General features: G+C 67.0%; 24 protein-coding genes, 3 tRNA genes and 2 pseudogenes. 13 read left to right on the forward strand and 16 right to left on the reverse strand.

From position 1 onward, the window contains the following. The first annotated feature begins 132 nt into the window (after positions 1 to 132). Positions 133 to 555 carry a hypothetical protein gene (locus AB0I28_RS14080; protein ID WP_357493136.1) on the forward strand — a complete coding sequence of 141 codons (423 nt, stop codon included), beginning with the start codon at positions 133 to 135 and terminating at the stop codon, positions 553 to 555. Positions 556 to 568: 13 nt separating this feature from the next. Here AB0I28_RS14080 and AB0I28_RS14085 read toward each other — a convergent pair whose 3' ends face one another. From AB0I28_RS14085 to AB0I28_RS14110, 6 genes are all read right to left on the reverse strand, one after another. Next, the gene (locus AB0I28_RS14085; protein ID WP_357493137.1) at positions 569 to 1381 is read right to left on the reverse strand and encodes a M23 family metallopeptidase; all 813 of its coding nucleotides are present in this window, start codon (positions 1379 to 1381) and stop codon (positions 569 to 571) included. Positions 1382 to 1579: 198 nt separating this feature from the next. Further along, on the reverse strand, positions 1580 to 2824 hold the full coding sequence (locus AB0I28_RS14090; protein ID WP_357493139.1) for a cation:proton antiporter: 1245 nt from the start codon (positions 2822 to 2824) through the stop codon (positions 1580 to 1582). Positions 2825 to 2828: 4 nt separating this feature from the next. Next, positions 2829 to 3299: a TrkA C-terminal domain-containing protein gene (locus AB0I28_RS14095; protein WP_357493141.1), complete on the reverse strand. Its 471-nt coding sequence runs from the start codon at positions 3297 to 3299 to the stop codon at positions 2829 to 2831. A 45-nt stretch (positions 3300 to 3344) separates the two neighbouring features. Then, the gene (locus tag AB0I28_RS14100) at positions 3345 to 3881 is read right to left on the reverse strand and encodes a hypothetical protein (RefSeq protein ID WP_357493143.1); all 537 of its coding nucleotides are present in this window, start codon (positions 3879 to 3881) and stop codon (positions 3345 to 3347) included. Between the two features lie 115 nt (positions 3882 to 3996). Further along, complete coding sequence (locus AB0I28_RS14105) at positions 3997 to 4287, reverse strand: hypothetical protein (RefSeq protein ID WP_357493146.1); 291 nt, start codon at positions 4285 to 4287, stop codon at positions 3997 to 3999. Positions 4288 to 4328: 41 nt separating this feature from the next. Continuing rightward, entirely contained in the window at positions 4329 to 5255 is a 927-nt protein-coding gene (locus AB0I28_RS14110) for an alpha/beta hydrolase (protein ID WP_357493149.1), read from the reverse strand. 90 nt (positions 5256 to 5345) lie between these two features. On the opposite strand from AB0I28_RS14110, the gene AB0I28_RS14115 reads away from it, so the two are divergent. The 3 genes from AB0I28_RS14115 (at position 5346) to AB0I28_RS14125 (ending at position 5624) form a co-directional block, all read left to right on the forward strand. Continuing rightward, positions 5346 to 5418, forward strand: a tRNA-Gly gene (locus tag AB0I28_RS14115). 58 nt (positions 5419 to 5476) lie between these two features. Continuing rightward, positions 5477 to 5548 (forward strand) — tRNA-Cys (locus AB0I28_RS14120). Position 5549: 1 nt separating this feature from the next. Further along, positions 5550 to 5624: transfer RNA gene (locus AB0I28_RS14125), tRNA-Val, on the forward strand. A gap of 165 nt (positions 5625 to 5789) precedes the next feature. On the opposite strand, the gene AB0I28_RS14130 is transcribed toward AB0I28_RS14125, so the two are convergent. Continuing rightward, the gene (locus AB0I28_RS14130; RefSeq protein WP_357493151.1) at positions 5790 to 6224 is read right to left on the reverse strand and encodes a hypothetical protein; all 435 of its coding nucleotides are present in this window, start codon (positions 6222 to 6224) and stop codon (positions 5790 to 5792) included. Between the two features lie 15 nt (positions 6225 to 6239). Here AB0I28_RS14130 and AB0I28_RS14135 point away from each other — a divergent pair, with 15 nt between their 5' ends. Then, on the forward strand, positions 6240 to 6416 hold the full coding sequence (locus AB0I28_RS14135) for a hypothetical protein (RefSeq protein ID WP_357493153.1): 177 nt from the start codon (positions 6240 to 6242) through the stop codon (positions 6414 to 6416). Between the two features lie 6 nt (positions 6417 to 6422). Here the strand turns inward: AB0I28_RS14135 and AB0I28_RS14140 are convergent, their stop codons facing one another. The 5 genes and pseudogenes from AB0I28_RS14140 to AB0I28_RS14160 all read right to left on the reverse strand — a co-directional run bounded on the left by AB0I28_RS14140 (position 6423) and on the right by AB0I28_RS14160 (position 12164). Further along, entirely contained in the window at positions 6423 to 7682 is a 1260-nt protein-coding gene (locus AB0I28_RS14140) for a hypothetical protein (RefSeq protein WP_357493156.1), read from the reverse strand. Positions 7683 to 7929: 247 nt separating this feature from the next. Further along, positions 7930 to 8607, reverse strand: coding sequence for a hypothetical protein (locus AB0I28_RS14145; RefSeq protein ID WP_357493158.1), 678 nt, complete (start codon positions 8605 to 8607; stop codon positions 7930 to 7932). Between the two features lie 432 nt (positions 8608 to 9039). Next, positions 9040 to 9905 (reverse strand): annotated as a pseudogene (locus AB0I28_RS14150) (IS5 family transposase). Positions 9906 to 10148: 243 nt separating this feature from the next. Continuing rightward, positions 10149 to 10952, reverse strand: coding sequence for a hypothetical protein (locus AB0I28_RS14155; protein WP_357493160.1), 804 nt, complete (start codon positions 10950 to 10952; stop codon positions 10149 to 10151). 279 nt (positions 10953 to 11231) lie between these two features. Beyond that, on the reverse strand, positions 11232 to 12164 hold the full coding sequence (locus AB0I28_RS14160) for a family 43 glycosylhydrolase (RefSeq protein WP_357493162.1): 933 nt from the start codon (positions 12162 to 12164) through the stop codon (positions 11232 to 11234). A 492-nt stretch (positions 12165 to 12656) separates the two neighbouring features. Here AB0I28_RS14160 and AB0I28_RS14165 point away from each other — a divergent pair. From AB0I28_RS14165 to AB0I28_RS14175, 3 genes and pseudogenes are all read left to right on the forward strand, one after another. Continuing rightward, positions 12657 to 12761: pseudogene (locus AB0I28_RS14165) on the forward strand (IS5/IS1182 family transposase); the annotation flags it as partial. A gap of 288 nt (positions 12762 to 13049) precedes the next feature. Further along, positions 13050 to 13322 (forward strand): ATP-binding cassette domain-containing protein, encoded by a 273-nt coding sequence (locus AB0I28_RS14170; RefSeq protein WP_357493267.1) that lies wholly within the window; start codon positions 13050 to 13052, stop codon positions 13320 to 13322. A 20-nt stretch (positions 13323 to 13342) separates the two neighbouring features. After that, a complete protein-coding gene (locus AB0I28_RS14175; RefSeq protein WP_357493268.1) occupies positions 13343 to 13975 on the forward strand; it encodes an ABC transporter ATP-binding protein in 633 nt (210 codons plus the stop codon). A gap of 737 nt (positions 13976 to 14712) precedes the next feature. Here the strand turns inward: AB0I28_RS14175 and AB0I28_RS14180 are convergent. Next, a complete protein-coding gene (locus AB0I28_RS14180; protein WP_357493164.1) occupies positions 14713 to 15576 on the reverse strand; it encodes a hypothetical protein in 864 nt (287 codons plus the stop codon). Positions 15577 to 16062: 486 nt separating this feature from the next. Here AB0I28_RS14180 and AB0I28_RS14185 point away from each other — a divergent pair, with 486 nt between their 5' ends. After that, complete coding sequence (locus AB0I28_RS14185) at positions 16063 to 16218, forward strand: hypothetical protein (protein WP_357493166.1); 156 nt, start codon at positions 16063 to 16065, stop codon at positions 16216 to 16218. Between the two features lie 244 nt (positions 16219 to 16462). On the opposite strand, the gene AB0I28_RS14190 is transcribed toward AB0I28_RS14185, so the two are convergent. Both AB0I28_RS14190 and AB0I28_RS14195 read right to left on the reverse strand, forming a co-directional pair. Beyond that, entirely contained in the window at positions 16463 to 17044 is a 582-nt protein-coding gene (locus tag AB0I28_RS14190; protein ID WP_357493168.1) for a hypothetical protein, read from the reverse strand. Positions 17045 to 17074: 30 nt separating this feature from the next. Further along, entirely contained in the window at positions 17075 to 17968 is an 894-nt protein-coding gene (locus tag AB0I28_RS14195; protein ID WP_357493170.1) for a universal stress protein, read from the reverse strand. A 199-nt stretch (positions 17969 to 18167) separates the two neighbouring features. Here AB0I28_RS14195 and AB0I28_RS14200 point away from each other — a divergent pair, with 199 nt between their 5' ends. The 4 genes from AB0I28_RS14200 to AB0I28_RS14215 all read left to right on the forward strand — a co-directional run bounded on the left by AB0I28_RS14200 (position 18168) and on the right by AB0I28_RS14215 (position 22400). After that, the gene (locus AB0I28_RS14200) at positions 18168 to 18680 is read left to right on the forward strand and encodes a cyclic nucleotide-binding domain-containing protein (RefSeq protein ID WP_357493172.1); all 513 of its coding nucleotides are present in this window, start codon (positions 18168 to 18170) and stop codon (positions 18678 to 18680) included. Continuing rightward, the gene (locus AB0I28_RS14205; protein ID WP_357493175.1) at positions 18677 to 19531 is read left to right on the forward strand and encodes a universal stress protein; all 855 of its coding nucleotides are present in this window, start codon (positions 18677 to 18679) and stop codon (positions 19529 to 19531) included. Before AB0I28_RS14200 ends, AB0I28_RS14205 begins: the two co-directional genes overlap by 4 nt. Before the next feature lie 148 nt (positions 19532 to 19679). Beyond that, positions 19680 to 20630 (forward strand): universal stress protein, encoded by a 951-nt coding sequence (locus AB0I28_RS14210; protein WP_357493177.1) that lies wholly within the window; start codon positions 19680 to 19682, stop codon positions 20628 to 20630. A gap of 42 nt (positions 20631 to 20672) precedes the next feature. Then, positions 20673 to 22400, forward strand: a complete 1728-nt coding sequence (locus tag AB0I28_RS14215; protein ID WP_357493179.1) for a GAF domain-containing sensor histidine kinase — start codon at positions 20673 to 20675, stop codon at positions 22398 to 22400. A 5-nt stretch (positions 22401 to 22405) separates the two neighbouring features. On the opposite strand, the gene AB0I28_RS14220 is transcribed toward AB0I28_RS14215, so the two are convergent. Beyond that, complete coding sequence (locus tag AB0I28_RS14220; protein WP_357493181.1) at positions 22406 to 23059, reverse strand: response regulator transcription factor; 654 nt, start codon at positions 23057 to 23059, stop codon at positions 22406 to 22408. Between the last annotated feature and the right edge of the window lie 87 nt (positions 23060 to 23146).

Consider the following 23146-nt stretch of genomic DNA (forward strand, 5'->3'; position numbering starts at 1 on the left):
TGACCGCGGCCGAAGGGGCCGGTACAAGAACCTTCCGCCCCGAACCTGGGACCGGTAGCGCACCGGCGCCGCTTAGCGTCCACACCATCAAGCGCGGACACGTCGGTGCCGCCGCGACCGAGAGGAAGAACCATGGGAATCTTCGGAGGACGCAAGAACCGCGAGGAGCGGGCCGCAGAGATCGCCGACAAGGTCGCCAGCGGCAAGGGCTTCTACGGCGGCCTCACACGCCGCTTCCTCGGCGAGGCGGACTTCGCCAAGGTCCAGCAGTCGATCGGCGCCCACAACGCCGGCGGCTACGTCCAGCAGCTGCTCGCCGCCGGCGCGCCGACCATCCCCGCCGCCGTCGTCTCGATCGCCGACACCGGCAGGCTGGTCAACTTCGACCCCATCGTCGACCTGGTCCTCCAGCCGGTCGGCGCCACCGAGCGGCTGGCCATGCAGACCATCGTCTCCAAGCTTCAGATACCGCGAGTCGGCGACCAGGTGCTCCTGGTCGCCGACCCCGCCCAGCCCGGCGCATACCTCTACGCCGGAGCCGGTACAGCTCAGTAGGGGAGTGCGGGAACTAGAAGTTCACGCCCTTCTTCTTCAGGAACTTCGCCGGGTCGGTGTACTCGCCGTGCACCGTCACCTCGAAGTGCAGGTGCGGGCCGGTGCTGTCACCGGTCGAGCCGGCCTTGCCGAGCAGGTCGCCGGTCTTGACCTTCTCGCCGGGCTCGACCTTGAGCTTCGAGAAGTGGCCGTACAGGGTCTGCACACCACCGGCGTGCTTGATGACGACACAGTTGCCGTAACCGCCGTAGCGCTGCGCCATGATGACGGTCCCGCTGAAGGGGGCGTAGATCTTGTCGCCCTTGTCGGCGGCGAAGTCCATGCCCCAGTGCATTTCACCTTCGCGCCAGCCACGAGGGCCGTAGGTGTCGCTGACCTCAGCGGTGGAAGGCGCGGCCCAGCCGCTCTTGGCCTTCATCGGCTTGGCGGGCTTCTTCTCGGCGGGCTGCTCGGCCTTGGTGCCGCGCTCCTGGTCACGGGAGGACTGGTCCTCCGTGTCGCGCTGGCCGCCGATCACCGCGGAGGCGCCCGACGGGTTGTCGGACGAGCCGGTGCTGGCGAAGTTCGCCATGAAGACGACCACGAGGACCGCCACGAGCAGGACCGCGGCGAGGCCGGCCCGCGGTGCGGCGGTTTCGACCGCGCCCGAGAACCGCGGGAAGCGGCTCCGGGCACCTGCGACGACCGGGGCCGCCGCACGAACGGAATGTCCCGCGAGGGTGCGGAGACCGGACAGACGCTTGCGGAGGAGGGGCGCGACGCTGCTCAGGTACTCGCTGGTGGCGTCGGCGACTTTCCTCGCCAGATGCTTGGGGTATCGAGACATAACGATGGAAAAGCTAGCGGGAACAGTCGCCCCATCTGGTTGAATACCGGACGATCAGGCCGTATCCGTCACCGGAACCGGCCGCACGCCGGGCCTAGTCCGCCCGGACGGTCCCGCCGACTGGCACGTCTGGACGATGTCGGGGCGTAGCCCGCCTCACAATCCGGGCACAGCCCTGACCAGCCACTACAGGCGTGTTCAGGGCGTGTGGACCTCGTCGTCGACCGGTGCCTTTTCGGCCGGCGGCGCGCCCGCGGAGTCGACCGACCGGGCCCGGGCGGGCTTCCGCAGCAGCCGGCCGAGCGCCTCGGCGGCAGGCTGCGTGAAGCGGGCCGTGAGGGGCCCGACGATGACGAGGATGAGGACGTAGGAGGTCGCCAGCGGCCCGAGCTCGGGCGCGACACCGGCGGTGACGGCCAGCCCGGCGATGACGATGGAGAACTCGCCCCGGGCGACCAGGGTCCCGCCAACGCGCCATCGTCCCTTGACCGGCAGTCCGGCTCGCGCCGCCGCCCAGTACCCGGTGGCGATCTTGGTCAGCGCGGTGACGAACGCCAGGATCAAGGCCGGGACCAGCACCGACGGGATGCTGGCCGGGTCGGTGTGCAGGCCGAAGAAGACGAAGAAGACCGCCGCGAACAGGTCGCGCAACGGGCTCAGAAGGGTGTGCGCGCCCTCGGCGACCTCGCCCGACAAGGCGATGCCCACGAGGAAGGCGCCGACCGCGGCCGACACCTGCAGCGCCTGCGCGATACCGGCGACCAGCAGCGTCAGGCCGAGGACGACCAGCAGCAGCTTCTCGGCGTCGCGGGACGACACGAAGCGGGAGATCACCCGCCCGAAGCGCAGCGCGAGGAACAGCACGGCACCGGCGACGGCCAGCGCGATCGCCAGGGTCAGACCGCCGGCCGCCCAGCCGACACCGGCGACCAGTGCGGTGACGATCGGCAGGTAGACGGCCATGGCCAGGTCTTCCAGGACCAGCACGCTGAGGATGGTCGGGGTCTCACGGTTGCCGATGCGCCCGAGGTCGCCGAGGACCTTCGCGATGACACCCGAGGACGACACCCACGTGACCCCGGCGAGCACGACCGCGGCCACCGGCCCCCAGCCCATGAGCAGGGCGGCGAGGGCTCCCGGTACGGCGTTGAGGCCGAAGTCGATGAGGCCGGCGGGGTACTGCGTCTTGAGGTTGGTGACGAGGTCGCTGGCGGAGTACTCGAGGCCCAGCATCAGCAGGAGCAGGATGACGCCGATCTCGGCGCCGATCGCGACGAACTCGTGGCTGGCGCCCAGGGGCAGCAGGCCGCCCTCGCCGAAAGCGAGCCCGGCGAGCAGGTAGAGCGGGATCGGAGAGAACTTGAGGCGTCCGGCGATGCGGCCGAGCACGCCGAGGGCGAGGATGATGGCACCGAACTCGATGAGGAATAGCGCTCCGTGCATGCGGTCAGTCCCTCAGGAGGATCGCGGCGGCGGCGTCGACGCCCTCACGTGTACCGATGACGATGAGGATGTCGCCCCCGGCCAGGCGAAACGACGGGGTCGGCGAGGGCAGGGCCTCCGTGGTGCGCAGGACGGCGACGATCGACGCGCCCGTTTCGGTGCGCAGGCACGCCTCGCCCATGAGGCGGCCGTTCCAGTGGGACGTCGAGGGCAGTTCGATCCGCTCGGCGACCAGGCCCAGCGCGGTGGTGTGCAGCAGGCTGGGGCTGTGGTGGTCGGGAGCCAGGGCGTTGATGAGCAGCTGCGACTCGCCCGAGGTGAGGTGCACCGCCTGGGCGCAGTCGTCGGGGTCGTGGCTGTGGTGGACGGCGACCGTCCGCGACCCGTCGCGATGGGCGACCACCGACACGTGGCGGCGCTCCTCACTGTCCAGGTCGTATCTCACACCGATCCCGGGCAGAGGCGTCGAACTCATTCGTGCGGAACCCATGACGGCCCTTTCTCGTGTTCGGGCGACGGCTCAGTAGGCGGTGAGCGCCTGCAGGAGCGAGACCGCCCCGCACAGGAGCAGGACCGAGCCGGTCAGCAGTCCCGTCACGTAGCTGATCGTGACGTCGCGAGCGCGGGCGATCCGTACCGAGGTCCAGGCCCCCACCGCGACCAGCGCGCCGGCGGGAAACAGCAGCGGCATCTGCAGCAGCGAGGCCAGGGGAATGAAGTGCACGCCGACCACGAAGGCGATCCAGGGTGCGGTGTACTCCGACTTCTTGCGCACCGCCAGGACGGCCGCGCCGATGCCCGCGATGGCGAACTCGACGCCGACGATGATGCCGAAGCGCGGCCCGGACTCGGCGTCGATGGCGCTGCCGTCGTTCCAGTGCCGCCAGGCAAGGACGCCCGCGATGGCGGCCAGCAGCGCGCTGAGGATCGACCCCGCGCCGAGGAGGCGGCGGGCGTTCGCGGGAGGGGCTTCCTGGGCCCAGCCGAACCAGGCCATGCCGAAGAAGCCGAAGATCACGGTGAGCATGGCGGCGTCGCGCAGGAACGCGGCGGTCATGGAGGGCTCCGGGTCGTAGAGGTGCGGTCGGGGAGTCCGCGAATGTGGATCATATCCGCTGCCGTCGATGCCCGGACAGCGCGTTTCCCGGCTGCCGGACGCTTCGGGGCCGTCGCTAGTCGACGACGCTGACGACCTCGGCGACGTTGACGCGGAAGTGCGCGTTGATCGTGGCGCCCTCGATCACCACGACGAAGGTGTTCTCGTCCTGGCAGAGCACCGTGCGCCGGCCCTTGCTGAACGGATGGCGCGGCTCGTGCTCGTGGGCGAGCGCGTAGGCGGCCTGTCTGGCGGGTTCGGGGTGGGGGTAGGTCGGTTCGACGAGCCGGGGGCGCCACACCATGGCCTGTCCGCCGCCCATCACCTCTTCGATGAGAATCTGCCACCGTCGCTGCCGCTCGGTCATCCCGTCTCCTTCGCGAGTGCGGTCGCGACATCGTAGACGGGTCAGTCGATGAGGTCGGCGCAGAAGTACTGCAGGGTCCGGTTGAAGACCGTCGGCTTCTCCCACATCACGAAGCGCCCCGCGCCCGGCACCACGAAGGGCCCGACCACCTTCGGGTAGGCGGCCACGCAGCGGTCGACGAAGTCGTCGCCGACGGCGGAGTCCGCCGGGCCGACCAGGACGATCACCGGCTGGCGGACCTGCCGGTCGAGCATCGCCGGCGCCGACGTTTCTCGGGTGCCGCACAGCGCCTGCGCGTATCCGAAGGCCGCCTCCATGCGTGCCGCGTCGGCGAACGGCGCCGTCAGGCCGGCCAGCTCCGCGTCCGTGAACGCCCCCTCGCTCGCCCACTCACGCAGGAAACCCGCCGCATACTCCTTGCGCCCGCCGGCTCCTTCCAGTCGCCGGACGAGGTCACCCGTTTCCCGCCCCTGCTCTTCCACATAGGAAGGCAGACGACCCGCCGCAACCGCCCCGTCGACCACCGGCGGCTCATGGTTGAGGAGAAGCAAACGGTCCACCCGCCCCGGATACCGCCCCGCCACGTCGATCCCCACCGACGCGCCCAACCCGTAACCGCTGAGTACCACCCGCCGCCACCCCAAGGCGTCGCAGAGTCCGATCACGTCGCCGGAGAACGCGGCCACGTCGTAGAACCCGTCAGGGGCGAAGTCCGACTCGCCGAACCCCCGCAGGTCGGGAGCCGCCACGTCGAACCCCGCGTCGGCCAGACCGCCGATGTTGCGCTCGAAGATCGCGCTCCCGGCAGGAAACCCGTGCAACAACACGAGGGGTACGCCACCCGCGCCGGCCCGCCGCACCGCGAGCGAGTGGGCACCCACCGACACCTTCACCGACTCAACCATCTGGACATCTTCCCAGCACAACCCGGTCATGAACACGTATTTCGGATGGGCCCACCACAACACGTCGACCCCCCGATTTGCTCCCCCCACAGGCGTCAGCTAAAGTTCTCTTCGTTGCCAGGTCACAGGGAAAACGGCCAGAAAGCAACAAATGCGGACGTAGCGCAGTTGGTAGCGCATCACCTTGCCAAGGTGAGGGTCGCGGGTTCGAGTCCCGTCGTCCGCTCGGAGGCCGACTCCGTCGGCTCAACCAGCCGGTCCCATCACGCCGAGGGATCAGATCCGGCGGGATGGCCGAGTGGCTTAGGCAAGGGCCTGCAAAGCCCTGTACGCGGGTTCGATTCCCGCTCCCGCCTCGCGCGATTAGCTCAGCGGGAGAGCGCTTCCCTGACACGGAAGAGGTCACTGGTTCAATCCCAGTATCGCGCACCAGCAGAGCCCCAGGTCAATTGGCCTGGGGCTCTTTTGTGGGCTATCCCTTGTGGATTCGGGGTGGAGCATTTCTGGAGCAGGCTGCTCCAAAAGGAGCATTCGATCCGGAAGCGGTCGCGTTTCGGGTAGAGGTCAGCGGCCCCGTTGAAACCGGGTCAAGCCTGTTCAGACGGCTTGGACGGAGCTGAAGCCGGTGTGAGCCTCCCAATGGTCTTGGAGCCGGGTGCGGACTTGGTGTCGCATCGCCGGGGTGACGTGTGAGTAGACGCCCGCTATGCCACTCATCCGGTGGCCCATCCGGTCGTGCTTGATCACTTCGGGGAGTTCGAGCTCATCGAGAATCGTCTTGTGCAGGTGCCGCAGCCCGTGGAACGTCGCCCCGGGTGCGATCGGCCCCCATCCGAGGTCGGGGTCCCCGTCAATGGCGGGCCGCCAGATACGTCGTGCGAAGTTCGACCGGCGGTGCCATTCGCCTTCTTGGGTGGTGAACAGCTGGTCGTGGTTGTGGGAGTCGAGGATGGTGTGGAGGATGTCGGCGAGGAAGTCGGGTAGATCGATGCGGCGAACGGCCGCTTGCGACTTCGGCGGTCCCAGCCACAATCGGTCGGCGCCCTCGTGGAGGGCGCCCTCGTCGGGGTCGACGTGCGGATCGTCGAGGAGATCCCCGTGTACTACAACGGCCGCCCCGACCGCCCGAAGCGCCTCTGCGAGTGCGCCGACTGCGGAAAGCGCTTCGAGGTCGAGGAAGGCGAGTACCACTACACGTGGTGGAAATGGACGGTCAAGCGGTGACGCGGCTCAGCCCGCGGCCCGCGGACGCGGATCGTGCCCGCCGAACGCCGCCACCCTGCGCCAGAACAAGTCCGCCAGGCTTTCCGCGACCCGCTCGTCGGCGGCCCCGGGCCGCCGGATGACGACCTCGCCGGTCATCAGCTCGACGAGGTAGGCGCCGGCGTCGTCGGTCATCAGCTGGTCGTAGTACTCGTCGACCTGGGTGGTCCGCCACTGCGGGTACGCGTCCGGGTCGGCCTCGATGGCGTCGTCCATCGCCTTGATCTCCTCGGCGGACATCAGGCGGAAGTCGCCCGACAGGCCCCAGACCGCCCCGGCCCCCGGCGCCTGCCCGGCGTGCCACATCGCGATCTCGGTCGACATGCTTCCGGCCCGCGCCGTCTCCTTGTCGACGGGCGGCTTCAGGACGGTTCGCAACTCGGCCGGCATCACCTCGTCGAGCGCGTCCAGGGCGGCCGGCAGGTCCAGGCCGAGTCTGCGGTCGCGCATCTGGGTCCACAGCCGCTCGAACAGGCCGGTGTGGTGGAGCTCGTCGAGGGTCCGCCCGTCCTCGGCGAGCGTCGCCTGTAGGTTGCGCATCATTTCGAGGGGGTGGGCGAGGGCCGTGTTGGTGGGGTCCAGGCGCAGCATCCGCAACGCGAGTTCCTCGGCGTCGCCGAAGCGGCCTTCGTGCAGGTAGGCCCACATGAGCGGACCGCCGACGTTCTCGTCGGACGGGTCGGCGCGCACGGCCTCCTCGGCGGCCGGGACGAAACGCGCCGGCGGCGCGCAGCTCGACAGCAGGTACAGCGCCCGCCGCACCAGCGCCAGCGGCAGCGAGCTGGCACTGGTACGCGCGCACATCGCCACGGCGTCGTCGAGGAACCGCCAGCCTTCCTCGAAGGCCCCGTTGAGAGCGGTCATCCCGCCGAGTTCCATCCAGTCGAACCAGCCGTCCTGCTCCTCGCGCAGCACGTACTCGGCCCAGCGCAGGGCTTCTGCGATGTCGCCGTCGTGGTGCTCAAGGCTGAGCAGTTCCCGCGCCGCGCCCAGGGACCGCTCGTCGCGCACGGCGACGACGGCCTGGAGGATCTCGCGGGCCTCGGCGACCTGACCGCAGGCGTAGCGGTGCTTCGCCAGAAGGATCCGGATGCCGCTCATCCAGGGGTTCGTCGCCAGGAGGCGCTGGGCGATGCGCTCGATCTGGGGATTGGTGGGGCTGGCCCGGTAGAGCTCCCAGCCCAGCAGCATGTCCCGCTCGACGGCTTCCATCTCCTGATCGCTCACCGCATTCCCCGCTTCATCCAGTCGGTCCGCAGCTGCTCGAAGGTGCCGTCGTCGGCGCCGTACTCCAGCACCGGCGCCACCTGGTCAAAACACGACGCACCACAACACCATTCTGGACACCACCAGATGATCACCAGGACACGCCCAAGGACGCTCGCTGGTCTCCACGTGTGTCTTGACGGCGTCGTCGAACCCCGCGCACGCGGCAAGTGGCAGCGCGTCGGCCCGCCTGAGGGTTCAGGCTCAGTCAAAATGGGGTGCTGTCGTACCCGTTGAAGTCCTTGTGCGCTACGACGTTTCTGGACCGCAGGATCACCAGCGCCCTCCGACGCGCCTTCCTCAGGATCTCGATGTCCCTCGGTGACAACGACGCGACGGTCACCGCCGGGGGCTTCTCGGTGCCCCGAAGCCGCGCATGAACGATCAAGACGCCGATCGCGAACGCCAGCAACACCACGAAGGGCACGGCCAGCGCCGCGTTCGAGGCGTAGTCCCACCGCCGGATGAGCGCCGCCCCGAGCGAGAGCACCGCGATCACAATGGTCATCACCGCGATGCCGTTCAAAGTCCGGTCCCACTGCCGGTAGGGCGTGAGCACCCATGGCATGAAGAAGCCGAGGAGCGCACAGCAGGACAGGCCGGCGCCCACCCACACCACCGGAAGCAGCGCCTCGTTGTCGATGGCGCCGGTGAGCATGAAGATCCCCAGCCCCACCGCCGCGATCAGGCAGATGATCGTGAAGCTGTAGCCGGCCACGGCGACCGTCCTGCCCAGCGCCGTGCGCCGGTACCAGCGGTTCGCCAGCGTCAACTCGACAAGCGCGTAGTCGAGCACGACCCGGTTCAGCGCGCCGATGTCGAAGGGGGTGAAGTTGTTGTGGATCGTCGCCCATTCATTGGGCTGGATCGCAGCGGCCCTCGGCACCAGACGTCCTCACTCTCGAAGGCATGGGCATGGGGACTTTAACCTCTCACGTCAAATTCGCGCCCGACGTGGCGCCGCTCAAGCCCTCCGCAATTCGCGCTCGGCGGGGCCGTCGAGCTCGTTCCTGTACCCAGGGGCACCTCGCCCCCGTCTTCATCTCGAACACCGACTCCATACCGACGGCGACGATCGTGTGCCTCGACCTTGAAGCCATGGTCTACACCGCGCCGCCTACAGGAGTTGCGAGTCGCCCGAGGAAGGTGCCGAGGAGGGACGGCTGACACAGCAACGGGAGGAGCAGATCGAAGCCCTGGCGCAGTAGAGCACCAGGACGACGATGGCTGCGGCCGAGGAGGTACGGCGGTAGTTCGTGCGCTCCGCCTACCGCTCCGCCAAGACGATCGAAACCTTGTTCGTCGAGGCGCTACCGCCCTAGGGTGTGTTTGCAAAGGTGGGTAGCCATTGGTGGATGGCGGCGAGGGTGATGGCTGCCTGGTAGGACTGGCTGGTCTTGTCGTATCGGGTGGCGATGCCGCGCCATTGCTTCAGCTGGTTGAAGCAGCGTTCGACGACGTTGCGTTTCTTGTAGAGCTGCTGGTCGAAGGCTGGCGGCCTGCCTCCGCGGCTGCCTCGGCGGGCGCGGTTGGTCTTGTGGTCGGCGCGTTCGGGGATCGTGCAGGAGATGCCGCGTCTGCGCAGGTGGGTGCGGATGGCGCGGGTCGAGTAGCCCTTGTCGGCGATGACGTGGTCGGGTCGGGTGCGGGGCCGCCCCGGTCCGATGCGGGCGATGCTGACCGAGTCCATGACCTGTTCGAAGCGGGTGCAGTCATTGACGTTGCCCGCCGAGAGCACAAAGGACAGGACACGCCCGTTCCCATCGGCGGCGAGGTGGATCTTCGTGGTTAATCCACCACGGGATCGTCCGATGGCGTGAACCGATTCGCCCGAATCACCACGCCCCCTTTAGCGCCAGCAGCGTGCTGATGAGCACGCGTGATCGTCGAATCGATCGAGACGAGCCAGTCCACGTCGCCACGCGCGTCAGCGTCGGCCTGGAGCCCGGCCAAAAGCCGCTGAAACGTCCCATCCAACGCCCACCTGCGAAAACGCGCATAGACACTCCGCCAGGGACCATAACGATCAGGGACATCCCGCCACGGAGCACACGAACGGATCTTCCACACGATCCCGTTCAACACCCGCCGATCATCAAGACGAGGCCGACCACCCTGCATCACCGGCGGCAGCAACCCCACCAGCACATCCCACTCAGCATCCGACAACTCATACCGACGAATCACCCACCCACCATCCCACCCCTTTGCAAACACGCCCTAGCCGAGGCAGAGTCCGCCAGCGAGACCGACCACGACGTAGAGGACATCGACACCTCGGCCAGCTGCGCCTAACCCGCTGGTGACGCAGCGCATCTCGCGGTCCCGCACCATTCCTGGTGCGGGACCGTCCCATGTCTTCGTTCCCGTGCTCTCCCCGCGGGTCCTGGCAGTCTTTCCTTCGAGCTTCGAGCGGGGTGGGCCGTATCAGACGGCGCGGACGTGGAAGATGGCCAAGCGGGCATTGTGCCCGTCGACGTTCATGTCGACGGTCTTGGTGTCGTTCAGCGTGATCTGTACCGAACCGTTGCCGGGCAGCCAGTGCAGGCGATCGATGCCGGTACCGAATGCCTTCTTCTCTGCGGCCAGGTCCGACGCGGTGCCGAAGTCGGGGCGGTTGGTGTCCGCGCCCCAGATCACGAGCCTGCCCGCGTCGTGGTGCGCGCGTGCCCTGGCCCGGTGGATGTCACGCATGAGCCACCATTCGTCGCGCAGGTCCGTGCGCTGGTCGCCGTTGAACGCGTTGGCGATGTAGTGGGTGTTGAGCACCGCGAACTCTACGGCCGGATGGTCCTCGTGCCGGACGATGACCTCGTTGAACCAACGTGTCGGGGTCACGCCGGGGATGCCGCCGTGCGCGCGCTGGGTCCGGCTGGACACGACGATCCACGGCCTGCCGACGCAGATCGGGATCCGAAACGACGTCTCGTGGCGCAGGAAGGCCTTGGTGTAGAGCGGGCCGAAGTAGTGGTCGATCATCGCTTCTTCGCCGGTGTCGCCCTCGCTGATCTCCTGGAAGCAGACCAGTGGCCTGTTCGTGCCATCGGCGTTGCGCACAGCGTCGAACGCCGCGTTCCGGGCTGCGAGGTTGTCCCGGCCGACGTTCGCCGTGATCACCGGCAGCCGGAACCAGTCGGTCGCCGCCGATGCGGGGCTCGCGCCCACGAGGGCGCCGGCGAGTACGCCGCCGCCGAGCGCGATTGCCTTGCGCCTGCTCATACTGCTGGTCATTTGCGGCCTCCTGTGAAGCGTGTGATTTCGGACATGATGGTCGAAGATGGATTTCTTGAGCGCGGTGGATCGCCGGTGTCTCAGGTCTGTGTTGCCGAGTCGGTCCGGGCCGCCGCCCGCCGTCCTCTGGAGACGAATCGGCGCCGTATGCGAAGACCTGCCAAGCGGCCCGGCTGCGGATCGGATGTCGGATGAGTGAGGCGGCCCCTGGGCCGTGGCCGGACACCAGGGGACCGCACTGGGCTCACCTTTGCGGAGTAGTGGTGATCGGGCTGGCGATCACGTGACGTAGAAGCCGCTGGAGTCGAGCTTGAGCTCGCCGATGATGGGGTGGCGCTTACCGGTGGCGGGGTTGTACCAGGCCCAAACGACACACCGGCGGTTGTCTTCGGTGTAGAAGACCGCCATGGCTCCGGGGCCGGGATGGTTGCCAGGTAGCCCTCGGTACGGACCGAGCCCGCCGGATCCGGTGTAGCCGAAGAACGGCCGGTTCGCTCCGTCCCTCAGAAGGGTGCACCGGGTCGAGGGGAGAGGGTTCGTGCCGCAGTCGGCGATGCCGGTGGAGTACCGGGCGCTGTTCCAGTTGTTGCCGGAGAACATCAGGTAGTAGCGGCCCTCGCCGCCGACGAAGATCGACGGGTTCTCGATGACGTGGGTTCCACCGGAGGAGCTCTCGGTGTCCCAGGCGAGGTCGGTGCTCTTCAGCGCGTCGCGGCGGGTGCTCCAAATGGCGGACCCGTTCGAGCCGACCTGCACGATGGAGATGCCGGTCTCCGGATAGGAGGTGATCGCGTCATCGCGATAGGTGACGTAGAGTTTGCCGTTGGCGACGAATGGATTGGCGTCGATGGCCCATCGGCCGCCGCCGGGGCAGGCCCATTCTCCCCTGTTGATGAATGGCGATTTCGCTCCGCCGGAAGTCGCCAGCCCGATGCACTTCTGCCCGGATCCGGCCCTTGTGGCCGTGTAGTACATGTAGTAGGTGCCGTTGAACTCCGCGACGCCGGGCGCCCAAATGGCGCCGTTGTCCACTGCCCACGAACCGGGTCCGGAGGGAAGCGCGTCGCCGGCGACGCAGTCGGACATGCCGACGCTGTCACCCGATCCGTGGTTGAGGAAGGGCACGTACAACGTCACCCCTGCCTGGGCACCGCAACGCGGGCCGGCGCCGGAGCCGACGGTCGTGCCGTAAGTGACGTAGGTGCCGTCCATAGCCTGCACCGTGCTCGGATCGGCAAGGCTGAACGACGAAGATCCGGTAGACGCCTGGGCCGCGTCCGGTTCCTCAAGTGCGCCGAGTGCCGCTACTGCCGTGGCCGCTATCGCCATTGCAAGCGTTAACGAGAGCAGCTTTCGCCGTGGTCTGGGCATGAACCCTCCTTGATCGAACCCGTATCTCCAACTGATCTATGAAGACCACCACTTTTTTATCAGGGCCGACCGAAAAAGGGAATAGAACCGTAGGGAATATCGAACGACCATTACTTTGTGGTGGCTTTTTAGAGGTATGCGCACTTGACGGGCCCGCAAACTCTGAGTAAAAGCAGTCCCGCCCCTGGAAGGTCCTCGCCGAGTCGCCGTCAAGACGGAACCGACCGCCGCCTGGATACGAGAGTCGGTCGGCTGGCGATGAGCGGCCGGGCCGCGATCAGGCCGCGCAGTGCGTCGAGGGCCGCGTCGAGCGCGGTGCGCCGCTCGGTATGCGGAGGCAGGCTACCAGACTTCGACAAGTGGGCCTACAGGCAACGCAACGTCGTCGATCGAGCCTTCAACCGGTTGAAACAATGGCGCGACCTGGCCACCCGCTACGCCGAACGCGCCCAGCATCCACCAAGCCAGCCTAGCCATCGCCGGCATCATGATCTGGCTCCCATGATCACCAGGACAGTCCCTAGTACTGCGGCGACACTTGTTGGTGGGTGGTTCGTTGGGCAGGTTGTGTCTGATGTGGATGTCGCGGTGTGGGGCGCGGGGTTCGATCGTTTAATGGTGCGGGTCGGGTCTCGGTTCGCTCGTGCCGAGCCGCGTGAGCGGGTGGCGCGGTATGTGTCGGGGCTGGTCGCGCCGTTGGAGCGCGAAAGCCTCACACTGTTGATCATGTCGGTCAATTCGCTGTTCGAGCAGGGTCTCTACCTCCGACCACGACGACTTCATGCGCCGAGCCCGAGCCCGCATCCCCACCCAACGCCGACATCGGTTCTCCGGTTCGCAACGCGCATCACCCTTGACAAGGTGTCGCTGCGCTATCCCGATACCGACACCAACGCCGTGGACGACGCCTCCCTGAAGATCCAGCATGGCCAGACCATCGCCCTGGTTGGCGAGAATGGATCCGGCAAGACCAGCCTCGCTGCCCTTATCGCCTTCTGAACGAACCGACCAGCGGCACCATCCGCTGGGACGGCGCCAACACCACGACGGTCGACACGGCCGACCTCAGCGCCAATATCGCCGTCATGTGCCAGGACTATCAGCACTGGCCGTTCACCGCACGCATGAACATCCACATCGGACGCACCACCGCTGAAGGCAATGGCCAGATCGAAACTGCCGCGCGGGATGCCGGTGCCCACGACATGATCACTAAACTACCGCAGGGCGACGAAACCCTCCTCGACAGATCCTTCAAAGACGGCCACGACCTGTCCGGTGGCCAGTGGCAACGCCTCACCACCACTCGCACCTTCATCCGCGATGCCCCGCTTCTCATCTGCGACGAACCTTCGGCGGCACTCGATGCTCGGGCCGAGCACGCCATATTCGTGCACCTGCGCGCCCGCGCTGGAACAGCAACCACGGTGCTGATCACCCACCGGCTCGCCAATGTTCGCCACGCAGTCGCGATCTATGTTCTCGGCAAAGGACACGTCATTGAAGAAGGAACCCATGATCAGTCGATGGAGCTTAAAGGGCGCTACGCCAGTCTGTTCAAGCTTCAAGCCGCGGCTACCTCGGCGACGCCGAGGTACACGACACTCCTACTCAGTCGCGGAGCACAGAGGACGCCATGCGCGGCGAAGTAGGGTCTCCCTCGCCGGGGAGGTGCGCATCAGCGAGACCGCCCTGCGGGCGTTGATGGAGACCAGAGAGGCTGAGCATCTAGCCGATGTAGACGGTTTTGAGGTGCTGTGGTGGGACAGTGAGCTCGTAGTCTCAGTCCGGGGCGCTGCGACGGCGCAACGGGTGCTCCCTTTACGCGACGGCTGCTAAGGGAACAGGTGGGGCGGGACATGGGAGGATGTGCTCGCCGAGCACTGTGATCGGGTGATCAGGGCTCGGTGATGTGGTGGCCCCTGGGGCTCATGGTCGGGAAGACCAATAGAACCCAGGGGCCTCTTCATGCTTTGTTCGGCCGTGTTTTGCAGCGTTCCTCCGGTTCGACGTTTCGCATGGGTGTGTCGCTAAGCATTGTCCTCGAGTGCGTCGAGTTGTTGGAGGATTATCGCAACATGAGTGACCAATTCCCCGTCTGTCACGTCACCACTGCTATGCAACTTTGGATCGATCGCATAATCCTCTAGCACAAAGAAGACGTCGTTGAGTGCACGTGCGAAATGCTCACGAACACGCTCCCCGTTCGCCAAAGCTTGCTGGCGCGCCAACAACCAGGATCGCGCAAATTCCGGCCCGCCAATGTGGCCCCTTACTAGTGCACGCATGACTCGAACTTGTCGATCTATCCCAGCCCCGGACGCAACTTCGGATGGGCGCATCCACACTTTTTGTGCGCTGCGACGCGAGTGCCAGTCAGACTTACCGGTCACCTTAGCGCCCCTTCATCCACAATCATCTTGAATTTATTATCCCCTAGAGTGGGAACGCTCCAGAACTCCCCCATATTTGCATGCAGCATAACCATTTTACCGTCGGGGTCAATGAATCCTACGGTTTGCCCTTGATTTCGATAATTAAATCTGTAAATTCGAACACCGGGCTTGAGCATGCGGCCCTTGACTGCACTCTTAAATGCGTTCAGATTGGCCCCATTTCTCGGCCCAGTGATTTTAAACTCTGGGGCGGCGTGCGAATCATATTTCTTACTGAGGTTCGACGTCTTCGAAAAGCCAAGTTTTGCAGCCCATGAATCAGCAGCGGAGGGACCGGCCGCCTTCGCAGTGCCATTTGGAACGAGCTTGTCGAGAATTCCGTCTGCTGCACTCTTGCTCGTACCCTCACCAAGGGCTGGCAACGCCCCCTTAGCTGCGTATGCCGCACCGTAGACCGCACCAACCAAACCAAGGAAGCCTCCAATGACGGCGCCTTCCGGGGGCTGCGGTGGTTGTTCGTCGGCGGAGTCGCCTTCGAAGGCACTGGCGGCCCATGAGTCGACGGCGCCCCCGACCATGCTGCATACGACGCCGGCGGGTGCGACCCCTAGTCCGAAGGTGGCTCCGGTGGCGATGCCCCAGCAGGCTGCATCAGCGGCGAATCCCACGACTGTGCCGACGAGGTCGGCGTTTTCGCCGATCCATTCACCGGATTCGTTCCATGCGTCGCTGACGGCGTCGCCTGCGTCGCAGGTCCAGTCGCCCATCCAGTCGCCCCAGCAGCCGTCGTCTTGTTCTGGTTCCCTGCTCGTGACGGCAAAGGCCTTGGCAACCCGCCGCAGTCTGCCCAACACCATCGCCAGGCTCCTCCCCACCCCACGCGCCAGCGACGGCACCAAAGGCTCACCCCGGCAACGTGGGTCGAACCTTTAGCTCATGGGCCTCGATCACGGCTGGGTCAGCGCCCTGGGCCTCCCGCGAACCCGGGCCATACGCGTCCTCGGCGACGGGGCGGTGCCCACAACAAGGGGGAGCCGCCTTCCGAGCCCTGCTGGGCGGCTACGGTCCTGGCCCACGCCTCAGCCGGAGGAAGGCTGCGTTAAGGCACGCGGAGCTACCGCAGGGTTCCGGCGTCTCGTATCTCGATGGGAACTCCCCATCGCAACCGTGGGCTGTTTTCTCGCAGCGAGCCGACTCGCCCTCGTCGGGCTCTGCTCGCCGCCGAGGCCGACGTGACGACCTCCACACTGCTTCGACACTCATCTAGTTTGACGGATGTCGAATCAAGGTGCATGATTGCCCGATCGGCTTGATTCGGTATTCATCGAAATAGGGAGCGCATCATGTTTCTGGCGAAACTCAGGCAGCGTCGCGCCGAGGCCCGAGCGGTGTCCTTCTGCGACTCCTGCGCGCAGGTCTGCACCTCGGAATGCCGTGCACAAGCGCGGCTGGAACGCGTGCACGCGAAGGTCGCCTACGAGGTCGGATACCTTCGCTGACGCGAGCGCGGAGATCCTCGGCGAGCGATTCAACGCAGGGTCTCCGCGAATCCGGGCGGCCGCGCTGTCCCGTGACGGCGGCCTGTATCGGAGGCAATACCAGGGCCGGGGCCGAAGTTCGGTACCTCTCAGGTTTGCGGGGCGGGCCTGGGTACAGCCGGTCCACCACCGTGTTCCGATCTTCGACGGTGACGCCAAAGCCGCCGACGTCTTGTGACGTCGACGGCTTTGGTTCTGCACACTGCTACTTCAGCCAGGGGTTGCTGTTGACGATCGGGAGTTTCTCCCAGATCCTGCCCAGTCCCCAGGTGCGGCCTGCGTAGGCGGCGGCGCAGGCGATGAGGGCGATGGCGTAGATGAGGTGGTAGTCGACCAGGGGGTTGTTCGATCCGCTGGGTTCTCCGGCCGAGGTGGTCTGGTCGAGGGGCCACTCGGCGGCCCACATGAGCAGCATCATGACGGTGGCCGAGCCGGCGGCCAGGCGCAGCCCGATGCCGGCGATGGCGGCGATGCCGATGGCGCCGAGGCCGAGCATGAACAGCCAGTCGGCCCAGGCCGCGCCTGCCCAGGACTGGAAGGTCGACTCGAAGGGTCCGACGGAGACGTGGCCGAGGAAGCCCTGGGTCGGCGAGCCTCCGTTGAGCCAGGCTCGCTCGGCCGGGGTGGCGTAGCCGAGGCCGAAGAGCTTGTCGGCGAAGGCCCACAGGAAGATCAGGCCGGTGGCGATGCGCAGGACGGCCAGGGAGCGGGCCGCCCAAGGCGAGGCGGTGGTGGCTTCGATGTTGTTCTCGGTGCCGGTGAGGGTGATGCGGTCACGAACGGACATGGCGGGGGCCTCTTTCGGATGTCAGGTTGTTCAGGCTTCGGGGATGACGACGACGGGCGACCAGGAGTGGTGGAGCAGGGCCTGGCTCACCGAGCCGGTGTAGGCGCGGCGCCCGCCGGTGCCGACGACGATGAGGCGGGCGGCGACGGACCACTCGACGAGTGCCTGGGCCGGTCGGTGCTCGGTGACGGTGCAGGTGACGTGCAGGCCGGGGTGGTCCTTTTCGATCATCTGCACGTTCTCGCGCAGCCAGGCGGTTCGGCGGCCGGCCTGCTCGCTGACGGAGCCCGCGGTGCGCTGGTCGACGGGGTGGAAGGCGTGGACGACGATGAGCTGGGACCCGTGGCGGGCTGCATGGTCGGCCGCGAAGGCGAGAGCGGTGCGGCTGGCCGGCGTTCCGTCGAAGCCGGCGACGACGGGCATGTCGGTGGCCTCCACGGGCACGGCGCGGGTGTGCGTGCGAACGACGGCCACCGGGCATGGCGGGTCGGAGGCGATGGCGCTGCTGACCGAACCGAGGAGCATGCGGCCCAGAAGTCCGCGACTGTGGCTGCCGAGAACGAGAAGCGAGGCGTTGCGGGCTTCGACTTCGAGGGTCTCGAAGGGCACGCCTTCGACGACCTTGGTCTCGACCTCGAGACCGGATCCGCTTTCATTGACGATGGCCGTGGCGTCGGCGAGCATCTCCTTGGCGTTCTGCTCGTACTGCTCGCGGGCGGTCTTGTCGAGGCCTTCGTCGCGCAGCGGGAAGTAGTAGTCGTCGCGGCCGAGTCGCGTTTGGGGCAGCCACTCGAATGCGTGGACGAGAACGAGCGGACTGTAAGTCGTGGCCGCCTCCTGGGCCGCCCAGCGCAGTGCCACCACACTCTCGGGACCCTCGTCGATACCGACGACGATCGGTGACTTTTCGCGGTTCGTTTCCATGGCACCAGCATCTCGGCCGGGTCCGGAGTGGCGTCAGTGACGAAACATGGCTTTGTGCCGGGTCTTTGGTCCCGGTTGAGGCGGAGGCGTTGCCAGCGGGGCCGAAAGTCCCTGCTCGACGCATTCCAGCGTCTCTGTTCGCGCCTGCGCCGTTGGATGACGGTGTAGCCAGAGACCAGTACCCACCGAGGAGGCCGACATGCCCTCGCTCAGCGAACTCAAGGGCTTCGCTCCGTTCCGCGACTTCCAGCGGAGCCACCTCGCGCAATTGGCTGCGACTGCGCGCGATGTGCACTACCGCCCCGGGGACCGGCTCTTCAAGGAGGGAACGCCCGCCTGGGGCTGCTGGCTGATCACCTCCGGCCAGGTCATCCTCGATGCCGAGGGCGCCGTCTTGGAGACGCTCGGCGCCGGCGATCTCGTCGGGTGGTCGTGGCTGGTACCGCCTCACCGGTGGCACTTCGGGGCGACGGCCGTCACCGATGTCAGCGCGATCGTGCTCGACACCGATCGCTTGAAGAACTTCGCCGAGGGCGACCCCGGTCTCGGCTATGCCGTCACCAGAACCCTCTTCTCGGTCCTGCTGCAAAGGCTGCAGGCGACCCGCTTCCGGCTTCTCGAAATGCGATCGGAGAAGCCGATCCAGCCCATCCGCAGACCCACCATGCAGGACTACTTCCCGAAGTCCGACCAGAAAGGGGCGGTCCGATGACCGACTCGCTGCCGATCACCGTCGGAGTCGACGGTTCCAAGCCCAGCCTCACCGCTGTGGAGCACGCCGTCGAGATGGCCACGCGCCTTGGCGCGCCCTTGCGACTCGTGCACGCGTACGAGAGCCCTCTCTACGACTACCCGCTTTACCCCTACACCGGTGACTCCATGGAGGAGTACCTCCGCGAGCATGCCAAGGAAACCCTTCAGGAGCTCGTCGACCGTCTCCGTGCCGACAACCCCGCACTCGACATCCGCGGCGAACAGGTCAACGGTGTCGCCGCGGAGGCGATCATCGAAAGGTCGGGACGTTCGAGGATGACCGTGCTCGGCTCGCGAGGGCACGGAGGTTTCGTCGGGTTGCTCCTGGGCTCAGTGTCGACGCAAGTGGGCACCTACGGGCACGGCCCGATCGTGGTCGTCCGTGACATCGATGGGGAACGGCCGGAGGACGCGCCAGTCCTCGTCGGCTACGACGGTTCCGCAGGGGCCGAGGCGGCGTTGTTGTTCGCTGCCGACGAGGCCCTGTCGCGCGGCGTCGTCCTGGAAGTGCTCTCCTTCCATGGTCCCGCGCTTGACGACGAACGTGCCCACGCGCAGGCCGCCGTCGCTTCGGCCGAGCGGAAACTGATGCGGAACCACCCCGAGCTGAAGGTGGATGCGCGGGCGGTGCCCGGTATGGATCCGGCGTTCCGCCTGATCACGCACAGCCGGACGGCGAGCCTGACCGTGGTCGGTTCGCGAGGGCGGGGCGGCTTCACCGGCATGGTGCTGGGCTCCGTGGGCCGGACGCTGCTGCACCATGCGTTCGGTCCGGTCGCCGTCGTCCATCCGCCGGCCGAAGTCGGCTGAAAACCGCTGCGACGCCCCGGGGAACGCTCCCCGGGGCGTTCGGCTGCGTGCGGCTTGCGGCGGGCCAGCCGATACGGCGACTTTGGTCCCTGCCGGGTCGTGCGCTCTGGCTCTGGCTCTCCGAACCCGCAGGTAGGACGCTTGATTCATGAGAACACAGAGCATGGGACGGGCCGTCGTCGTCGGCATCGACGAGAGCGCACACAGCGTGGCGGCGCTGCGATGGGCGGCGCGGGAAGCCGAGACCAGCGGCAGCCCGTTGGTGATCGTGCACGCCTACGAGTGGGAGCTGCCGACACGAATGTTGGAGGGGGGCTATTACTTCCCGCTGCGCGACGCCGGTGTCGAGGAGGTCTCGCAGTCCGACTTCGAACGGTTTGCCCGCGAACTCGTGGCCAACGCCAATGACGTGGTCACCGAGACCAGCGCGCACCTGTCGGTAATGACGAGGATCGTGGAGGGCCCGGCAGTCGATGTGCTCAATGCCGAAGCGAAGGACGCTTCCATGCTGGTGCTGGGTAGCCACGGGCGGGGCTTGCTGGGCCGGATGCTCCTCGGATCGGTCAGCAGCGCCATCGCCGCCGAGCCGCCTTGCCCGATAGTGGTCGTCCGCAGCGAAGCCGCACCGGCGCACGTTGGCAGGCACCTGCCGGTCGTCGTTGGAGTCGACGGCACGCCGGTGAGCAGTGCAGCCGCAGCCTACGCGGCGGCCCATGCGGCGCGGCAAGGTTCGCCGCTGCGGATCGTGCACGTGCATCGGGAAGCCGCGAACGGCGGCAACGTTGAGTCTGAGTGGCTGCGCGAGCTCGTTTTGAGCGTCGAGAAGCAGTACCCCGGCCTTGAGGCCGCCGGCTCGCTCATATCCGGCAGGCCGGTCCAGGCCCTTGTCGAGCTGTCCTCGGAATCCGAGCTGGTCGTGGTCGGAGCGCAGCGCGGGCGCGGCGGCTCGGTGGCACGCGGCTTGCTGCACCACGCCTGGTCTTCGGTCGCCGTCGTTCCGCAGCACTCATGGAGCACCCCAGCGGCCAAATCAAATAGTGAACGTAAGCGTCCGAGCCGTCCCGTTCGAGCAAGGCTAGATGGCACCGGGAACGACTAGCATCGAACCCGGCTCGGTTCGCGGCGGTATGAGCAGAGATGGATGGGCGAGGACGACGTGCGACACAAGGGGACGAAGTGGCACGGCACCGCACGTCTCGGCGATCTGCGTCTCGGTGAACTCCTCGACGAAGTGCGCGACAGACTCGACGAGATCGCCGAGACCCGTGATCGCCTCCAAGGACTCATCGACGCCATCATGGCAGTCGGCGCCGGCGTCGAACTCGACTCGACGCTCCAGCGGATCGTCCAGGCCGCCGTCGAACTCGTCGACGCCCGCTACGGCGCACTCGGCGTTCTCAGCCCCCAAGAGGACGGGCTCAGCGAGTTCGTCTACGTCGGTATCGATCCCGGACAGCGGGAGAAGATGGGTCATCTCCCCGAGGGGCGGGGGCTGCTGGGGCTGCTCATCGACGAGCCGCACTCGATTCGGCTGCCCGACTTGAGCGCTCATCCCGCGTCGGTGGGTTTCCCGGCGAACCACCCGCCGATGCACAGTTTCCTCGGTGCCCCGGTACGCGTCCGCGAGAGGGTGTTCGGCAACCTCTACCTCACTGAGAAGCGCGGCGGTGGCGAGTTCACCGCCGACGACGAGATCGTCCTCGGCGCCCTGGCCTCGGCCGCGGGCGTCGCCGTGGAGAACGCCCGCCTGTTCGAGGAGTCCAAACTCCGCCAGGGCTGGCTCGCGGCGTCCTCGGAAGTCCGCGTGGAACTCCTCTCCGGCGCCTCCCCCGACGACGCCCTCGGACTCGTCGCCCGGCACGCCAAGAACCTCAGCGACGCCGACAGCGTCCTCATCTTCATCGACCCGAACGGCTCGGGCGAGACCCTGGCGGTCCGCACCGGTTTCGGTGACGCGATCGCCGGCCTCGTCGACACCGAAGCCACGACACGCGTTCCCGAACTGCTCACCGTTGCCCGTGACGGGACACCCCTGCCCATCCGCGACTTGCAGGCACTCCTCGACGGCGACCTCAGCGCCCATCACGGAGTCTTCGGACCGGCCATCGCCGTGCCGCTGCGCTCCGCACAGGGCATCAGCGGCCTGCTCCTGGCCATCAAGGAGAAAGGCCGGGCTGCGTTCGACACCGCGCAGATTCCGCTGCTGGCGTCCTTCGCCGATCAGGCGGCGCTGGCCTTGGAGGCCGCCGACCGGCAGCAGACCCGGCGGCTCCTCGATGTCCTCGCCGACCGCGACCGGATCGCCAGCGACCTCCACGACCAGGTCATCCAGCGCCTTTACGCGGTCGGGATGAGTTTGCAGGGCACGGTGCGGCGCGTGACCGACCCTCAGGCGCGCGCCCGTATCGCCGCAGCCGTCGAGCAGCTGGACCACACAGTGCGCGACATCCGGGGCTCGATCTTCGACCTGCACTCCACCGGCGACGAGGCGAACAGCCTGCGCCGCCGCCTCCTCGACATCGTCACCGAACGCACAGCGGATCTGTCTGTGACGGCTTCCGTCCGCATGTCGGGCGCCGTGGACACCCTGGTGCCGCCTTCCATCGCGACACACGCCGAAGCGGTGGTGCGCGAGGCGATCAGCAACGTCATCCGCCATGCTGACGCCTCCACGGTGACGGTGACCGTCGACGTCAGCAAGGATTTGGTCGTCGAAGTCCGCGACGACGGCCGCGGGCTGCCCGCCGATGTCGCTCGCAGCGGGCTGGCCAATCTCGCCGAGCGCGCCGAATCGTGCGGCGGGCACCTGTCGGTTACCTCAACCGAAGGCGGGGGTACCCGGCTCGCGTGGTGTGTGCCGCTGCCGTAGAGGGGTCACTCGCCCCGGTTCGCCTCGCCCGATCTCAAACGGGTCAGCAGGACCGCAGCCTGGGTGCGCCGCTGCATACCGAGTTTTGCCAACAGGTGGGATACATAGTTCTTGACGGTCTTCTCGGCGAGGAACATTTTCTTGGCGATCTCGCGGTTGCTCAGGCCGTCGCCGATGAGTTCGAGGACGGCGCGCTCCTGCTCGGTGAGGGTCTTGAGCGGGTCGGCCTGTTCCTGCTCGCGGCGCAGGCGGGACATGAGAGCGGCGGTGGCCCGCAGGTCGAGGAGGGAACCGCCGGCGGCGACGGTGCGGATCGCGTCGACCAGGTCGGCGCCGAGGACCTGTTTGAGCACGAAGCCCGAGGCACCCGCCATGATCGCGTTGAAGAGGGCTTCGTCGTCGTCGAAGGAGGTCAGCATGAGGCAGTTCAGATCCGGCTGGACGGACTTGAGGTCCCGGCACAGCTCGACGCCGTCGCCCTTGCCGATGCGCACATCGAGGATCGCCACGTCGGCGTTCGAAGCCGGGATGCGCGCCAGTGCTTCGGGCACCGAGGCGGCCTCGCCCACGACCTCGAGGTCGGCCTCTGACTCGAACAGGTCGCTGAGACCGCGCCGGACGAGCTCGTGGTCGTCGACGAGGAACACTCGGATCGGCATCGGGGCTTCCTTTCACCACGGAAATGTGGTTGGGGCTCACATCGGCATGTGAACGCTACCGCCCGCGTGCCGAGCCTGCATAGAACC

Origin of the sequence: Phytomonospora sp. NPDC050363 (assembly GCF_040655735.1) — a bacterium.
Lineage (GTDB): Bacteria > Actinomycetota > Actinomycetes > Mycobacteriales > Micromonosporaceae > Phytomonospora.

Excerpts from the sequence above, each read along its gene's own strand:
- AB0I28_RS14185 (WP_357493166.1), top strand. The coding sequence starts at position 16,063 with ATGTTTCTGGCGAAACTCAGGCAGCGTCGCGCCGAGGCCCGAGCGGTG.
- AB0I28_RS14210 (WP_357493177.1), top strand. The coding sequence starts at position 19,680 with ATGAGAACACAGAGCATGGGACGGGCCGTCGTCGTCGGCATCGACGAG.
- AB0I28_RS14155 (WP_357493160.1), bottom strand. The coding sequence starts at position 10,952 with ATGACCAGCAGTATGAGCAGGCGCAAGGCAATCGCGCTCGGCGGCGGC.
- AB0I28_RS14080 (WP_357493136.1), top strand. The coding sequence starts at position 133 with ATGGGAATCTTCGGAGGACGCAAGAACCGCGAGGAGCGGGCCGCAGAG.
- AB0I28_RS14105 (WP_357493146.1), bottom strand. The coding sequence starts at position 4,287 with ATGACCGAGCGGCAGCGACGGTGGCAGATTCTCATCGAAGAGGTGATG.
- AB0I28_RS14085 (WP_357493137.1), bottom strand. The coding sequence starts at position 1,381 with ATGTCTCGATACCCCAAGCATCTGGCGAGGAAAGTCGCCGACGCCACC.
- AB0I28_RS14205 (WP_357493175.1), top strand. The coding sequence starts at position 18,677 with ATGACCGACTCGCTGCCGATCACCGTCGGAGTCGACGGTTCCAAGCCC.
- AB0I28_RS14190 (WP_357493168.1), bottom strand. The coding sequence starts at position 17,044 with ATGTCCGTTCGTGACCGCATCACCCTCACCGGCACCGAGAACAACATC.
- AB0I28_RS14180 (WP_357493164.1), bottom strand. The coding sequence starts at position 15,576 with ATGGTGTTGGGCAGACTGCGGCGGGTTGCCAAGGCCTTTGCCGTCACG.
- AB0I28_RS14090 (WP_357493139.1), bottom strand. The coding sequence starts at position 2,824 with ATGCACGGAGCGCTATTCCTCATCGAGTTCGGTGCCATCATCCTCGCC.
- AB0I28_RS14220 (WP_357493181.1), bottom strand. The coding sequence starts at position 23,059 with ATGCCGATCCGAGTGTTCCTCGTCGACGACCACGAGCTCGTCCGGCGC.
- AB0I28_RS14100 (WP_357493143.1), bottom strand. The coding sequence starts at position 3,881 with ATGACCGCCGCGTTCCTGCGCGACGCCGCCATGCTCACCGTGATCTTC.
- AB0I28_RS14215 (WP_357493179.1), top strand. The coding sequence starts at position 20,673 with ATGGGCGAGGACGACGTGCGACACAAGGGGACGAAGTGGCACGGCACC.
- AB0I28_RS14095 (WP_357493141.1), bottom strand. The coding sequence starts at position 3,299 with ATGAGTTCGACGCCTCTGCCCGGGATCGGTGTGAGATACGACCTGGAC.
- AB0I28_RS14170 (WP_357493267.1), top strand. The coding sequence starts at position 13,050 with ATGTCGGTCAATTCGCTGTTCGAGCAGGGTCTCTACCTCCGACCACGA.
- AB0I28_RS14200 (WP_357493172.1), top strand. The coding sequence starts at position 18,168 with ATGCCCTCGCTCAGCGAACTCAAGGGCTTCGCTCCGTTCCGCGACTTC.
- AB0I28_RS14160 (WP_357493162.1), bottom strand. The coding sequence starts at position 12,164 with ATGGACGGCACCTACGTCACTTACGGCACGACCGTCGGCTCCGGCGCC.
- AB0I28_RS14195 (WP_357493170.1), bottom strand. The coding sequence starts at position 17,968 with ATGGAAACGAACCGCGAAAAGTCACCGATCGTCGTCGGTATCGACGAG.